This window comes from Sphingomonas sp. LR59, assembly GCF_036855945.1.
GTDB lineage: Bacteria > Pseudomonadota > Alphaproteobacteria > Sphingomonadales > Sphingomonadaceae > Sphingomonas.
In genome coordinates this window covers 404133-418886 of sequence record NZ_JASPFL010000001.1, presented here as the reverse complement: position 1 = coordinate 418886, position 14754 = coordinate 404133, and the positions used below count along the sequence as shown (strand labels likewise).

The 14754-nt window shown below is 66.9% G+C and carries 7 protein-coding genes and 3 pseudogenes; 3 read left to right on the top strand and 7 right to left on the bottom strand.

The features are described from left to right. Nucleotides 1-18 precede the first annotated feature (18 nt). Nucleotides 19-2326: pseudogene (locus QP164_RS02000) on the bottom strand (ribonuclease R family protein). A 53-nt stretch (nt 2327-2379) separates the two neighbouring features. Between QP164_RS02000 and glpD the strand changes: the two are divergent. Continuing rightward, nucleotides 2380-3855, top strand: coding sequence for a glycerol-3-phosphate dehydrogenase (glpD, locus tag QP164_RS01995; RefSeq protein ID WP_333921947.1), 1476 nt, complete (start codon nt 2380-2382; stop codon nt 3853-3855). A 65-nt stretch (nt 3856-3920) separates the two neighbouring features. After that, entirely contained in the window at nt 3921-4190 is a 270-nt protein-coding gene (locus QP164_RS01990; protein ID WP_132738734.1) for a hypothetical protein, read from the top strand. Between the two features lie 604 nt (nt 4191-4794). On the opposite strand, the gene QP164_RS01985 is transcribed toward QP164_RS01990, so the two are convergent. The 4 genes and pseudogenes from QP164_RS01985 to QP164_RS01970 all read right to left on the bottom strand — a co-directional run bounded on the left by QP164_RS01985 (nt 4795) and on the right by QP164_RS01970 (nt 10700). Next, entirely contained in the window at nt 4795-5514 is a 720-nt protein-coding gene (locus tag QP164_RS01985) for an SPOR domain-containing protein (RefSeq protein WP_132738737.1), read from the bottom strand. Then, a complete protein-coding gene (gene argS / locus QP164_RS01980) occupies nt 5514-7238 on the bottom strand; it encodes an arginine--tRNA ligase (RefSeq protein WP_333921946.1) in 1725 nt (574 codons plus the stop codon). The genes QP164_RS01985 and argS overlap by 1 nt, the downstream gene beginning before the upstream one ends. 668 nt (nt 7239-7906) lie before the next feature. Further along, on the bottom strand, nt 7907-9061 hold the full coding sequence (locus QP164_RS01975; RefSeq protein ID WP_333921945.1) for a DUF1501 domain-containing protein: 1155 nt from the start codon (nt 9059-9061) through the stop codon (nt 7907-7909). Nucleotides 9062-9063: 2 nt separating this feature from the next. Continuing rightward, nucleotides 9064-10700: pseudogene (locus tag QP164_RS01970) on the bottom strand (DUF1800 domain-containing protein). 143 nt (nt 10701-10843) lie between these two features. On the opposite strand from QP164_RS01970, the gene QP164_RS01965 reads away from it, so the two are divergent. After that, nucleotides 10844-11137, top strand: coding sequence for a hypothetical protein (locus QP164_RS01965; protein WP_333921944.1), 294 nt, complete (start codon nt 10844-10846; stop codon nt 11135-11137). Between the two features lie 193 nt (nt 11138-11330). Here the strand turns inward: QP164_RS01965 and QP164_RS01960 are convergent. Then, nucleotides 11331-12496 (bottom strand): annotated as a pseudogene (locus QP164_RS01960) (deoxyguanosinetriphosphate triphosphohydrolase). Beyond that, complete coding sequence (locus QP164_RS01955) at nt 12493-14694, bottom strand: SPOR domain-containing protein (RefSeq protein ID WP_333921943.1); 2202 nt, start codon at nt 14692-14694, stop codon at nt 12493-12495. The pseudogene QP164_RS01960 and the gene QP164_RS01955 overlap by 4 nt, the downstream one beginning before the upstream one ends. Nucleotides 14695-14754: the final 60 nt, after the last annotated feature.

Below are 14754 nucleotides of genomic sequence, written 5' to 3'. Positions count from 1 at the left end.
GAGGGGTTTGCGCAAATCCTAACGCCGCTTGCCCTGATGGCGGATGTTCGCCGGGCGCCCCCGCCGCTTGATCTCACGCACCGGCTTCCGCCCGCCGCGCATGGGGGAGCAGCCCCTTCCCCTCGGGCATCTCGAAGCGCAGCGCGCCCGACACCGGGTTCGCCTCCGCCAACCGCAGTTCCAGCGTCTGGCCCTGCGCGAAGACGTCGCCGCTATGTTCGCCGGTCAGCGTCCGCGCACCCTCGTCGAAGCGGAAATACTCGCCGCCCAGATCACGCACCGGCATCAGGCCATCGCCGCCGATCCCCTCGACCGTCGCGAAGAAGCCGAAATTGGTCACGCCGGTGATCCGTACGTCCATCACCTGGCCGACGCGCTCTGAGAGGAACGCCGCGACATAGCGATCGGTGGTGTCGCGCTCGGCCTCCATCGCACGGCGTTCGAGCCGGCTGATGATCTCGCCGACCGACTCCATGTTCGCCGCGTCGTCCGCAGGCAACCCGCCCTCGCCGAGCCCGTACGCCGAGACCAGCGAGCGGTGGACGAGCAGATCGGCATAGCGCCGGATCGGCGAGGTGAAGTGCGCGTAACTGCCAAGGCTCAGCCCGAAATGCCCGTGATTGCCGGGCGCGTAATAGGCCTGGGTCTGCGTACGGAGGATCTGCTCCATGACCTGAGGCCGGAAGTCCGCATCGCCGATCCGCTCGATGATATGGTTGAACGTTGCTGGCCGCACGACCTGCCCGAGCGCGAACGGCACGTCGAACGTCTCGAGATATTCCTTCAGCGCCGCCAACTTCTCGCGGCTCGGCGGCTCGTGGATACGGTACATCACCGGCGCCTTCTTCGCCTCTAGCGCCTTGGCGGCGGCGACGTTGGCAGCGATCATGTAATCCTCGATCAACCGGTGCGCATCGAGCCGTTCACGCGGCGACACCGACATGATCCGCCCCTGCTCGTCGAGCACGACGCGGCGCTCGGGGAGATCGAGATCTAGCGGTGCGCGGGCGTCACGCGCCTTGGCCAGCGCATGCCAGCAGGCCCAGAGTGGCTGCAACACGGCGAGCATATCCCCCTCCCGTCTACGGGAGGGGTCGGGGAGGGGCTTCCTGACTCACAGTCGGATCGAGCGGAGCACCGCCCTCCCCGACCCCTCCCGCAAGACGGGAGGGGAGGACGCGTCGATGATCGCCTGCGCCTCTTCATACGCCAGGTTCGCCGCGATCCGCACCACAGCGCGCGTAAACCGCCACGACTTCAGCGAACCATCCTTGCCGATCCGCAAATGGCACGCGAGCGCCGCGCGATCCGCGCCTTCCTTCAGCGAACACACCTCCGCCGACAGGATCTCGGGCAACATCGGCACGACGCGATCGGGGAAATACACCGAGTTCCCACGCCGCCGCGCCTCGCGGTCGACCTCCGACTTAGGCCGCACGTAGAAGCTGACATCGGCGATCGCGACGATCGCCTTCCACCCGCCCGCATTCGAAGGGTCGTCGTCCGCCTCCGCCCACACCGCATCGTCGTGATCGCGCGCATCCTCAGGATCGATGGCGACGATCGGCAGGTCGCGCAAATCCTCGCGGCCCTCCCCAAGCGGCAGTTTCGACACACGCTCAGCCTCGTCGAGCGCCTCCTGCGAGAACACGTCCGGAATGCCAAGCTTATGGATCGCGATCAGCGAGAAGCTCCGCGCGGCAAACGGATCCCCCAGCTTCGACACGACTCGCGCAGCGATCTTCGGCGGCTTGCCCGCAAGTTCGGCCAGCACCAGATCGCCCGGGGCCGCACCGCCCGCGTCCGCCACCGCGAACTCACGACGCTCGCGCTTGTCGACACCGGTCAGCCACAGCCGCCCCGCCTCCTCGCGCAGCACGCCCAGCACCTGCTCGGACGCAGGCGCGAGCACCTTCATCGGATGCGCGATCCAGCCGTTTCCAGCTTCCTCGGTCCGCGCGAGGATGCGCTCGCCGACGCCCAGCGCACCGCGTTTCCGCTCTCGCACCCGCAACCGCGGCGGTGGGACGCCTTCCGCTTCCCAACGCTCGGGCACCGCCCAGACGTTACCGCCGTCATCGACATCCGCGATCCGCAGCACCGTCACCTTGGGGATACCGCCCATCTTGTGAAACGCGCGACCGGGGGCACTGTCGATCAGCCCCTCGTCGGCCATGTCCTTGAGCAGTGCTTTCAGCCCGATCTTGTCCTGCGCGCTGAGCCCGAAGCCCTTGGCGATCTCGCGTTTGCCCGCGGGCACGTCGGAAGTGGCGATGAAGTCGAGGATCTGCTCGCGCGTCGGAAGACCGGCTTTTGGTTTGTACATGGGACAGAGATAGTCGGTAGGCCCAGCATTACCAAACGGCTAAAGCTCTGCACATGACGCAAAGTTACGACATTCTCATCGTCGGCGGTGGCATCAACGGTGCCGCGATCGCCCGCGAAGCGGCGCTCAACGGGCTCGCCGTCCTGCTCGTCGAAAAGGGCGACCTTGCGGGTGCGACCTCGTCCGCCTCGACCAAGCTGATCCACGGCGGACTGCGCTATCTCGAATATTACGACTTCAAGCTGGTCGCCGAAGCGTTGCGCGAACGCGAACGCCTGGTGAAGGCCGCGCCGCACATCATCCGCCCGATGCGCTTCGTCCTGCCGCACGAGAACGCGGTGCGCCCGTGGTGGATGGTCCGGCTCGGCCTGTACCTCTACGATTGGCTCGGCGGCCGGATGACGCTGAAGCGGTCCCGTGGCCTGCGCAAGAGCGACATCGCCTATACCGCCCCGCTCAAGAACGGCGCACGCGGCTTCGTCTATTCCGATGCGTTCGTCGATGATTCCCGCCTCACCGTGCTGAATGCGATCGATGCGCAGGACAATGGTGCCGAAATCGCAGTCCGCACCGAACTCGTCACCGCCCGCCGCGACGGCGCATTGTGGCGCGCAACGCTGTCCGACGGACGCGACGTCACGGCGCGCGCGCTCGTCAATGCCGCCGGCCCGTGGGTCGCAGAGCTGCTCGGTCGCCTCGGCATCAACGCCAGCGCCGGCGTCCGACTGGTCAAGGGCAGCCACATCGTCGTGCCTAAGCTCTACGAGGGCGACCACGCCTATATCCTGCAATTGGCCGACCGCCGCATCGTCTTCGCGATCCCCTATCAGGGCCAGACCGAGATCGGCACCACCGACATTCCCGTCGACCGCCCCGAAGACGCGGTGATCGATGCGGGCGAGATCGCGTATCTCTGCGACGCTGCGAACCAGCATTTCACGCGCCAGATTACACCCGCCGACGTCACCTCGACCTGGTCCGGCGTCCGCCCGCTCTACGACGACGGCGCCAGCGAGGCGAAGGCGGTGACGCGCGACTATGTCCTCGAACTCGACACGCTTGGGGAGGCCGGCGGAGCGCCTTTGCTGTCGGTATTCGGCGGCAAGATCACGACGGCACGCCATCTCGCCGAGGAAGCGCTCGACAAGATCGCCCCCGCGCTCGGTGAGACCGTCCACCCGATGACCCGTACCCGTGCCTTTCCCGGCGGCACGATCCCTCCGTTCGCGACCTATCTCACGCAGGTCCGCGCGCGCTGGCCGTTCCTCGGCGACGCGCGCAGCGAACGGATGGCGCATGCTTACGGCGCATTGCTCGACGAGATGCTTGCAGGGGTGAACGACGCAGCGGGTCTCGGCGCAGACCTTGGCGGTGGCCTGACGGAGATCGAAGCGCGCTGGATGCACGACCGGGAATGGGCAAGGATACCCGAAGATGCAATTATGCGTCGCAGCAAGATCGGGCTTGGCCTGAACGCGGAACAAACCGCCGCGTTCGAAGCATGGTGGACCACCGCTTACCCTGCGTAAATCTTACACCTTGCTTGTTGCGACATTCGGCATATCCTCTTTCCGATCAAAAGAGGAAAACCATGATGGCAACGTACCCGGACCTCCAAACCGATCCCGAAGACAAGAATCTGGTGATCCTGCAAAGCCTGATCTGCTTGCTTCGCGAGAAGAATGTGCTGTCGCGCGCCGACATCGAAGAGCTCTGTGACACGGTCAAGCGACGCGCGAACGACCATGCCAGCGATCCGCTCCCCTGCCAGATCAGCGGTGCCAAAGCCGCCGCCACCGAAGTGGCGCAGATCGGCGACTATATCGGCCGCAAATATGGCGGAAAGCACCGTCGCTCGATCTGAGTGCGGGTCGGGAGCGGCACGGCTTTGTGCTGCGTAACGGATCGCGCTGCTAGCATGCGTGATCTCAATGCGCGAACCTATCGCGTTCGCGGACCCGAGGGAGCACTAATGCGCTAGCGTAGCGCCCGCGAGATCCGCGTACCTGCGGCGCTTACAACCATGCCGTCGGAAGGGCTGGATGTGCCTGCCGACCGACTAAGGCACAGTGACAGACGCAGGGTACTGGGCGCGCAGCTTTTCGCGCCTTGCCAACCCAATGCGGGTGGCAGAAGCGCGCAGTAACCCGTGGTCTCAGACATTCGAACAAGGCGCGTTCCGCACGCGCGATCCCGAGACGCTGAATTATCGGCATCGCGCGACCGTGCTCCGGACGAAGGCGACCCCCACCTTCTCTTCAAGGTCGGTTCGGGCGCCTCGCTGGATGGGCACCTGCAACCGACAAACGCGGGCGCGTTAGCGAAGCACGACGCTTAGAATCTACAGCGTTTCATCGGCTTTGGGACGTAGCCCTATCCGGAACCGTTCCCCGCGAACGCCAGCCATAACTCCAGCCGACGCCCCGAACAGGCGATTGCAGGACGACGCCCCCGATCGTACCGCGCGATCAGCTTGCGACGAAGCAGGTTTCGCCAGCGACACGCAACCGGCCGCAGATATCCGCCGCCTGGTTCGCGCTGCCCGCATTGACGCGCAGACGGTACAGCGTGCGACCGCCCGTCGCGACCGGCTGGACCGACTTGCCCAGCGCGCCGATATAGGCGAACCGCTTGGAGAAGGTCGTCCAGGCCGCGTTCGCGACCGCCTCGCTCGGATACGCGCCCAGCTGGACCAGCGAACCACCGGAGGCCGTTCCGGCACCGTTCGGCTTCGACGGCGCCAAGGGGGTTGCGGCGACCAGGCGGCCACCCGATGCGGGCACCTGCGCGACGGCATTGCGACCGGCCACGTCGGACGTCTTGGTCGCGACTGCCCGCTTGCCGTCGACAGGCGCTTCCGGCACCCCGCGAAGATCGATCGCGCCGTTGCCCGATTTGCCCGCGCTGGTCGCGATCGCCGAGTCGCCCTCGCCCTTGACCTTCAGGCCGCCGGCGTCGTCAGGCTTGACCTTGTAGTCGCCCTCCTGCGCGGCGATCATCTGGCCATCACCGGTCGGCGCGCGCTGCTGCAGCTTGTAAATGCCAAAGATGATCGCCGCGAGCACCGCCAGACCGAGCACGACCAACGCGATCACGCGACCGATCCCAACCGTATCCTGCTCGTCCGGCTCGACGGTTTCGAGCCAGGGGAGCCGGTCTTCCTCGCGCAGATCCATGTCTTCGGCCATCACTTCATCTCCGAAACCGCTTCGACACCCATGATGGCGAGGCCGTTATGAATAATCTGCCCTATAGCGGACGCCAAGAAAAGCCGTGCCGCAGTCGCCTGCGGATCCTCGATCACTAGGAAACGGCGATCGGGACGGTCGTTGCCGACGTTCCACAGCGCATGAAACGCGGCGGCCAAGTCATAGAGATAGAACGCGATTCTATGCGGTTCGCGCGCCGTCGAGGCGATCTCGACCAGCCGCGGAAACTGTGCCGCGAGCTGCACAAGTGCCAGTTCGTCCGTATCAAGCCGGGACAAGTCCGCAGAAATAGGCGTAATTCCCGCCTCTTCCGCGCGCCGATGCAGCGATGCGATCCGCGCATGGGCGTACTGGACGTAGAAAACCGGATTGTCCTTCGACGCCTCGACCACCTTGGCGAAGTCGAAATCCATCTGCGCATCCGAGCGCCGCGTCAGCATCGTGAAGCGCACGACGTCCTTGCCAACTTCACGGACGACGTCCGCCAGCGTGACGAAATTGCCCGAGCGCTTCGACATCTTGACCGGCTCGCCATTGCGCAACAGCCGGACCATCTGGACCAGCTTCACGTCGAACCGCGTCTTGCCGCCGGTCAGCGCCGCGACCGCCGCCACGATCCGCTTGACCGTACCACCATGATCCGCGCCCCAAATATCGATAAGCTGATCGGCGCTCTGGCTCTTCTGGAAATGATAGGCGAGATCGGCGCCGAAATAGGTCCAGGACCCGTTCGACTTCTTGATCGGGCGATCCTGGTCGTCGCCGAACTGCGACGAGCGGAACAACGGCAGCTCGACCGGCTCCCAATCGTCGGGCGTCTCGCCCTTCGGCGCTTCGAGCACGCCGTCATAGACGAGATCGCGCGACCGCAGTTCCGCCTCGGCCGCTTCCGGCTTCTTCGCGGCCTGGAGTTCGGCTTCGGACGAGAACACCTCGTGCTCGATCCCGAGCAGCGCGAGATCGGCGCGGATCATCACCATCATCGCGGCGACCGCCTGCGTGCGGAAGGTCACCAGCCATTCGCTCTCGGGTGCGCCGACATAGCGGTCGCCGAACTCCTTCGCGAGCGACTGGCCGACGGGGACGAGATAGTCGCCGGGGTACAGGCCCTCGGGGATTTCGACAGTCTCGCCGAGCGCCTCGCGGTAGCGGAGGTGGACCGAGCGCGCGAGCACGTCGACCTGGCCGCCGGCATCGTTGACGTAATATTCGCGGATCACCTTGTGCCCGGCGAATTCGAGCAGGCTGGCAAGCGCATCGCCGACCACCGCGCCGCGGCAATGCCCCATGTGCATCGGACCGGTCGGGTTGGCCGAGACATACTCGATGTTGACCGTGATCCCATCGCCCTGCTTCGAGCGGCCGTAATCGGCTCCCGCCGCCGGGATCGCCGCCAGTTCGGCGCGCCAAGCGTCGTCGGTCAGCTTCATGTTGATGAAGCCGGGGCCAGCAACGCTTGCCGATGCGACGTCTTCCAGCTTCGACAGCTCGGCGACCAGCGCATCGGCCAGCACGCGCGGATTGGTCTTGGCGGGCTTGGCAAGCACCATCGCGGCGTTTGTCGCGAGGTCGCCATGACTCGTGTCGCGCGGCGGCTCGACCGTGACGTTCTTGCGGTCGAGCCCCGCCGGCAGCGTGCCCGCCGCGGTCAGCGTGTCGAGCGCCGCATCGATATGCGCGGCAAAACGGGTGTAGAGCGTCATGGCAGTCCCGGTACGTCAAGGAAACGCGCGCTCTAGACCATCGCGGCGCGGCGCTCAATTTTAATCCCGTCGCTGGGTGGCCGTCCGCGCCGCCCAGCGCAATCTGCCACATGGGCAAGCGATAACGGTTCCCCCGCGGACGCGGGGGCCCAGCTAAACCACATCCTCCGCCCGAGATCCTGGCCCCCGCGTTCGCGAGGGAACAGAAGGCCGGGATAGATCTCGCGCTCAGCCCGCCACGCCCCGTCATGCTGACAGCAGCCGGGACTCAAGGTTGCGGAGGGCAGCGCTTGGTACCCTGGGTCCTGACTTTCGTCAGGATGACGGGTTTGGGTGCGGGTTGGTGTTGGACAGCGTCAACAAGGACGGGCGCAGCGACGAAGGACATGGGCGAGCGGTACTGCTGCCGAGAATGATGCCTGGCTGTTCACTGTCATCCGTACTCACCGTTATCCCTTCCCCCATCATCCATCGTCATCCTGACGAAAGTCAGGATCCAGGGTTACTGGGGGCAGCGCTTGGTACTCTGTGTCCTGACTTTCGTCAGGATGACGGATGTGGTTGGGATTACGCGGCGTCATTATGAAGTCGCGCAGCACCGCGCGGTCAGCGGACGACAATGCCTTCAGGTGCACGAGTCGCTGGCACATCGGCAAACCGGGCTTCCCTCAAACCCGCATCAGTCCCTCGATCGCTGCGGTCCTCGCGCTCGCCGGGAACAGCGCGGCCATCGCCCGCTCCGGCTCGACGCCAAAATGCGAGGATACCGCGCCGCCGATAAACGCATCGAGCTGCATCGTCGGTTTCAGGTCGCGGGCCTCGTACAGGGCGGCGGGGGCTAGGCCGGGCCAGTCGGACACCACCCTGCCCCCCTTCACGGCACCGCCAAACAGCATCGCAGACGTGCCCGTGCCATGATCCGTCCCCCCGGTGCCATTGACCGCGACGGTCCGTCCGAACTCGGTCGCGACCAGCACCATCGTGTCCGCCCATAACGGCCCCAGCCCCGCCTGCAGCGACGCGACCATCGCGTCGAGGCCCTTCAACTGCGCGGTCAGTCGGCTGCGCTGGCCAGTGTGCGTATCCCAGCCGCCGGTCTCGATCATCGCGATCCGGGCGCCGGTGTCGGGCTTGAGCAGCCGCGCGGCGAGCGCACCGGTCGCCGCGGCATTGCGCCCGCCGTCCTGCGCGAGATCGCTGGTGAGTTGCCGCGTCGCCATCGCCTCGCTCCACAGGCCGTGCAGTTGCTGGTCGCCGTCGTACAGCATCGCCACGCGTTGCAGCAGGTCGTCGGACGCGTCCGGCAGGCTCGACGGCGCATAAGACGCCACCTCGCGCCGCCCCCGCAGCGCCATCGGCACGGTCGCAGCGACTGCGATAGCGCGCGCCTCTTCCGCAGGCAGCACCCCCAGTAGCCGGTTGAGCCAGCCGTCGCGCACCTGGTACGCGCTGACGCCGCCGGTCTCGAGCACGTTCTGGCCGTCGAAATGCGAGCGATCGCGGTAGGGCGAGGCGATCGCGTGTGCGAACAAAGCCTGGCCTTGTTTGTAGAGACCGGCGCTGGCCGTCATCGCAGGGTGGAGCGTGAACATGCCGTCGAGCTTGGTCCCCGTGGCAAAGTCCGCCGCGAGATCGCCGCGTACGCCGGCAAAGGCCGGATCGCCGACCGCGCCGATCGTGCCGAGACCATCGGCGGCGCCGCGCTGGATGATGAACACGAACCGCTTGTCGGTCGCCGCGCGCGCAAACGCGATGCGCGGGGCGAAGGCGGACGCCAGCACGCCGAGCGTACCGGTCGAGAGGAAGGAACGGCGGTCGAGCATGACTATCTCCGCAGCGATTCGGGGGCGACGAGCAACAGCGCGAGCGCCTGTGCCGGGCTTTCCGCGCGCGACAGGCCCTGCGCGGTGGTGGGGCTGAGCGCGGCGGGGAACAACGTCGGCGCCAACGCCCGCGCATCGACGGGGCCGGCGCGCGCCGCGAATCGCTCCGCCGCCTCGACCCGTCGCATGATCGCGTCGGGCCCGGCCCAGGCTGCGGCGACGTCGTCGTAACCGATCGGCTGCCCCGGTTGCCAGATCGGCTGGCCGAGCTGGTTCATCATCCCCACCGTGACACCGGGCTGGACCGTCGTCGTGCCGAGCGCGCGCTGGGTCGAGACATACCATTCCCATGGCGACTTGAACTTCACGGGTTGCACCACCCATGCCTCGGGCGAGGCGACCAGCGCGCGATAGACCGTCGGCAGGTCGCCCCCGATTTCAGGAACGCCGTCTTCAGCCGCGCGACCATCGCTGGAGGCGGCGTATCGCCCGCGAAATGCCGCGCGAGCTTGGTCGCGATGTGGGTCGCGGTCGCGGGGTGAACGGCGAGATCGGAGAGCACCGCCTGCGCCTGTGCCTCCCCCGCCGCGGGATAGAGCTTACCCATCACCGTCCGATCGCCGGGCTGGTGGACGTCGTCGAGAAACAGGAATGCGCCCGCTCGCGAATCGTCCTGGATGCGCGCGCCGGGACCGCGGCCGATGCCCGCGACCGTCCAGCCGGTCATCGCGCGCGCGAACTCGGTGACGTCGGCCTGGCTGTAGCCGCTGCGGACGCCGAGTGTGTGCAACTCCATGATCTCGCGCGCGAGGTTTTCGTTCAGCCCGGTGCGCCGCCTGGTCTTGCGCACCGCGAATGGACTGTCGGGGCCGATCGACACCGCCTGGTCGAGATACAGCAACATCGCCGGATGCCGCTCGACCGCGTTCAGCATGTCGGCGAAACTGCCGAGCACATGCGGACGGATCGCCTCGAACTCCATTGGCCCCGCGAGCGCCATCACCTCGAACTTCTCAGTCGAAACCGCAAAATGGTTCGCCCAGAAATGCACGAGGCGCTCGACGAACGACGCGTCGCCGGTAAGCGCGGCCATCGTCCGTGCCGCGACCGCCGCGCCGTAATCGTTGCGGCTCTGCTTGCCGATGACTTGTCGCGCCTCCTGCCGTGCGGCCGTGCCCGGGTCGATCCCGCCCGACATAACCGGCGGCATAGCGGGAGCCTGCGTCATTGCCGGGGGCGCAGCGCCTGGCAACTGCGGCGCGGAGCTCATCGCACCGGACATCGTTGAGGCAGCGACGGCGGGTTTAGGGTCGATGCCACCCATCGCTTTCGGCATGCGCGGCCCGAACTGCGCGCGGATCGCCTTTTCCTGCGCATAATAGGCGACGAGGCCGACCGCGATGCCGGCCGTCGAGGGGGCGCTGGCGATCACGGCCGGGCGTGGCTCGAAACGTTCGCACTGCGCCATCACCCACTTCGCCGGATCGCCGGATATGGTATCACCTGGGCCATCCCCCGGCCTTGCGCCGAGACCGAACCGATTGAGCGCGATACTGGAAGCAGACACGACACTCTCCTTCGGCGTCCGAATTAGGCGCCAAATGTCGTGGAAGTATGTCGCCTCCGCCGCTCGTCGCATCGGCGGCGCGGTTCATCGTTGCACGCCGTGCAATCGCGACGGATAGGTTTGCAATTGCAACCCATGCTGCATCGCAATATCTCGCTGACTCGAGAGTTGGGTGAAGACCTGATCCGGCTCGACGCACTTCGGGAGATACGATCATGCGCACGACCATCAAGATCATCGCAGCAGTCGCCGCCGCCCTCACCTCGACGATCGGCATCGCCGCCGACGCGAAGCAGAGCTTCGTCCACGAGGGCAGCACGTATGTCTATACCTCGACGCAGGACGGTGGCCGCCAGGTCATCGACGGCCGTCGCTATCCGTCGGGCCAGAAGTTCCACCTGATCGTCCGCGGCGACCGCGTATCGGGTGTGTCGGGCGGCGTACCGGTCGCGTTCAAGACCGCAGAGGCCAATGGCGCTGCCGGCGGGATCGCTTCGGTCACGCGCTGAGCCGACCGGCTTTTAGGTAGTTGCAGCGGCGGTCGGGCCTCGGTCCGGCCGCCGTTTTTGCGTGTGGCTTCGACCTACCACATCACGTCCGTCATCCTGACGAAAGTCAGGATCCAGAGCCACTGAGGACGTCGTTTGTTACCCTGGGTCCTGACTTTCGTCAGGATGACGGAGGGAGCCGGCTACGCCTCCCTCAGAACCCTTCGGGCAGGTCGATCGGGCCGACCAGGTCGCGGTAGCGTGACACCGCGTACCGGTCCGTCATCCCGGCGATGAAATCCGCGATATGCCGGCTGCGGTCGGGGTCCTCCGATGGCAGGCGCTCGCGCCATTCCTCTGGGATCGTTGCGGGATCGTCGCGATAGACCGCGAACAGCCCGGACACGATCCCGTGCGCCGCATCCGCCGCCGCCAGCTGCCGCGGATGATGATAAAGATTGGCGTACATGAAGCGCTTCAGGTCACGCTCCGCCTCGCGCATCTCGGGCGAGAAGCCGACCAGGCACTGCCCGGCGGCGCGGACGTCGTCGACGCTGGTGACGCCGCTCGCCGCGATCCGCTGGCGGGTTTGGGCGATCAGGTCGTTGACCATCGTCCCGATCTGCGTGCGGACCAGTTCGCCGACCAGCCGCTTCGGTGCGACATCAGGAAAGCGGCGGCGCACGTCGTCCCAGCCGCGTGCGACCAAGGGCACCGCGAGCAGCTGGTCGAGCGTCAGCAGCCCCGCGCGCAGGCCGTCGTCGATGTCGTGGTTATCGTAGGCGATATCGTCGGCAATTGCCGCGACCTGCGCTTCGAGGCTCGAAAAGCTGGTGAGCGCGAGCGGGTATTCCGCGTCAGCCACCGCGAGTGCCCAGCCCGGATGCCGCACCGGGCCGTTATGCTTGGCCAGCCCCTCGAGCGTTTCCCATGTCAGGTTCAGGCCGTTCCACATCGGATAGGGCCGCTCGATCGTCATGAGCGTGCGCAGCGTGTGGCCATTGTGATCGAACCCGCCCTGCCCGGTCAGCGCCGCCTTCAGCGCATCCTCGCCGGCATGGCCGAACGGGGGTGGCCGATGTCGTGCGCGAGGCACAGCGCTTCGGTCAGATCCTCGTTCAGCGCCAGCGTCCGCGCGATCGTCCGGCCGATTTGCGCGACCTCCAGGCTATGCGTCAGGCGGACACGGAAATGATCGCCGTCGGGCGCCATGAACACCTGCGTCTTGTGACGCAGGCGCCGGAAGCTGATCGAGTGGATGATCCGGTCGCGGTCGCGTTGAAAGGCGTCGCGAGGCCCCCGGACGGACCCGTTCTGTTCCTCTTGAAGCCGTCCTTTGCTGCGCGCCGGGTCCGATGCCCATGGCGCGCGGTAACTCACTTCGCCGGCAACTTCGTGATGATTTCGCCCGGATCGCTGGTGAAGGTGAAGGTCGAGACGCCTTCCTTGGCGAGCTGATTGACGAAGGTGCGCGCTTCCGAATCGGTCTTGAACGGCCCGGCGAGCACGCGATTGGTCGCCTTCCACGGCGCGGTCCAGCCGGCGCGGGAGCCGAACACGGTCGGCGCCTTGGCCTTCGCCTTCTTCCACGCCTTGGGCAGATCACCCTCAGTCGCGCCGGTCGACACCTGCACCCAGGTCCGCGCGGGATTGGCACGCGCGATCCGCTTCTCCTCCGCCGCAGCCTTGTCGGCGGCAAGCTTCTCGGCGGCGGCGGCCTTCTTCTCGGCCAGCGCCTTCTTGTCGGCGATCGTCTTTTTCGCTGCGGCTTTCTTGTCGAGTGCTGCCTTCTTGTCGGCTGCGAGCTTGTCCGCAGCCAGCGTCTTGGCAGCAACCGCCTTGGCCGCTGCGTCGCGTTCGGTCTTTGCCTTCGCCTCGGCCAGCACGCGATCGGCGTCATCCGAAACCGGTATGGCGGCTGGAGTCACGACCGGTGCCGGACGCATCGGCGCGACGTCGAGTTCGGACGCCGGGATCGACAGGCCCGCGACGATCCGCGCGAGGATCGAATCCTCGCTCGCCGCCACCGCGTGGGTCCGCGGCGACACTGCGCCCACCGTCGTCGATGCCGCGGGGGCTGGCGTTGACGAATTGGAGAAGCCGGGGGTTGGCGTGCTGGCGCTCTGGACGGGCGAGGACTGCGGCAGGGCAGCCTGCTGGATGGGCGTCGGCAGGGTCGAAACCGATGGCGCCGCCGCTGCGGACGCGGCGAGCGCATTCGCCGCACTGGTCGGATCGGGCCGTGCTTGTCCCACCGGGATCGCTGCCATCTGCGTCGCTACACGCGACGGAAGTGTGCCGGCCGTCGATGGCGCCGGTACCACGCGCGCTACCGGTGCGGTCGTTGCCGAAGCCACGGGCGACGTGCGGGGCTGGATGTTGGCCGCGACCACGGAGTTCGTCTCCGCGGCTGGAGTGGAACGGGCACCCTGAACCGCGACGCCCGGCGTCGAATAACCCGGCTGCGGAACCGGCTGAACCGTGCGCGCCGGAAGCGGCTGCACCATCTGCATCGGGGCGGCGGCAAGCTGGGTGGGCGCTGGGTAGGTCGTCGGAGCGGGGGCAATAGGAGCCGTACGCACCGCGGTGGTCGCCATCGGGATCGAGGCCGACGTCGTTGGGGGGACCGCGGTCGACGATGGTCGCGTCGCCGCTGCCATCTCGACTCGGCCGGGCTTGGCGCGCCGATCACGCTTGTCCTTCTTGCCGGTGGTCGCGGCGACTGCGGGCTGCGGCGTCACTGCGGCCATCAGCACCGGCGCGGTCGGGTCCGCCGCGAGCATGCCGAGCGGCGGCGCCATCCGTGCATCCGCGAGCCGTGCCGGCGTCGCATGGACTTCGCCGAAATGGACCGCGAAGGCGCGGTCGCTCGCGGGCAGGTTCGGGAGACGCTGGAAGAAGGGTTGCAGGCCTTGCGCGGTACCTGCGGGCATCATCGTGGTCGCGATCTTCTCGGCACCGGCGACATCACCGTTCATCGCGAGGATAAACGCGCGGGATCGCCATGCGCCACGATCGCTCTTGAGCAGGAGCGGATTGAGCTGCTGGACCGCGAGCTCGGGCTTGCCCGAAATACCAAGCGACAGCGCATAGCGCCGCGTCGTCTCGTCGTCCGGGGCGTCGCGGAGTGCCACGCGGTAGTCGCGCTGCGCCCGGTCCTGCTGGCCGATCAGGTCGTAGGCGAGGCCGCGGTCGGCGGCGAAATTGCGTGGGTCGAGGCCGAGGGCTTCGGCTTGCGCATAATAGCGTAGCGCTTCGCCCGGACGCTCGGATCGGACGAGGATCGAAGCCATCCCCGCTTTTGCCCGACCATCGCGCGGGTTCACCTTTTCAGCGCGCGCGAACAGGGCGGCGGCACCGCTGAGATCGCCGAGGCCCATCGACAGGTCGCCGGCCTTGATCAGCGCGTCGATGTTGCGGGGGTTGCTTGCGAGCTGACGCATCACGTCGCCGAGCTTGTCCGCATCGGTCGAGCCGGGAATCGCCTGGACGACGGCTTGCGCGGACGCGGCGCAGGGCACGGCTGCGAGGACGAGTGCCAGCGCGGCGGTCAGGAGATGATGGGGCGAGCGGGTCATGAGGATCATCTGTCTAGACGCCAGCCCGACCGAACCGGCAATGTCTGCAACGCATGCGCG

Bases quoted from the DNA above. Each gene is read 5' to 3' on its own strand.
- QP164_RS01975 (WP_333921945.1), bottom strand. From the start codon at position 9,061: ATGCTCGACCGCCGTTCCTTCCTCTCGACCGGTACGCTCGGCGTGCTG.
- QP164_RS01985 (WP_132738737.1), bottom strand. From the start codon at position 5,514: ATGGCCGAAGACATGGATCTGCGCGAGGAAGACCGGCTCCCCTGGCTC.
- QP164_RS01990 (WP_132738734.1), top strand. From the start codon at position 3,921: ATGGCAACGTACCCGGACCTCCAAACCGATCCCGAAGACAAGAATCTG.
- glpD (WP_333921947.1), top strand. From the start codon at position 2,380: ATGACGCAAAGTTACGACATTCTCATCGTCGGCGGTGGCATCAACGGT.
- argS (WP_333921946.1), bottom strand. From the start codon at position 7,238: ATGACGCTCTACACCCGTTTTGCCGCGCATATCGATGCGGCGCTCGAC.
- QP164_RS01955 (WP_333921943.1), bottom strand. From the start codon at position 14,694: ATGACCCGCTCGCCCCATCATCTCCTGACCGCCGCGCTGGCACTCGTC.
- QP164_RS01965 (WP_333921944.1), top strand. From the start codon at position 10,844: ATGCGCACGACCATCAAGATCATCGCAGCAGTCGCCGCCGCCCTCACC.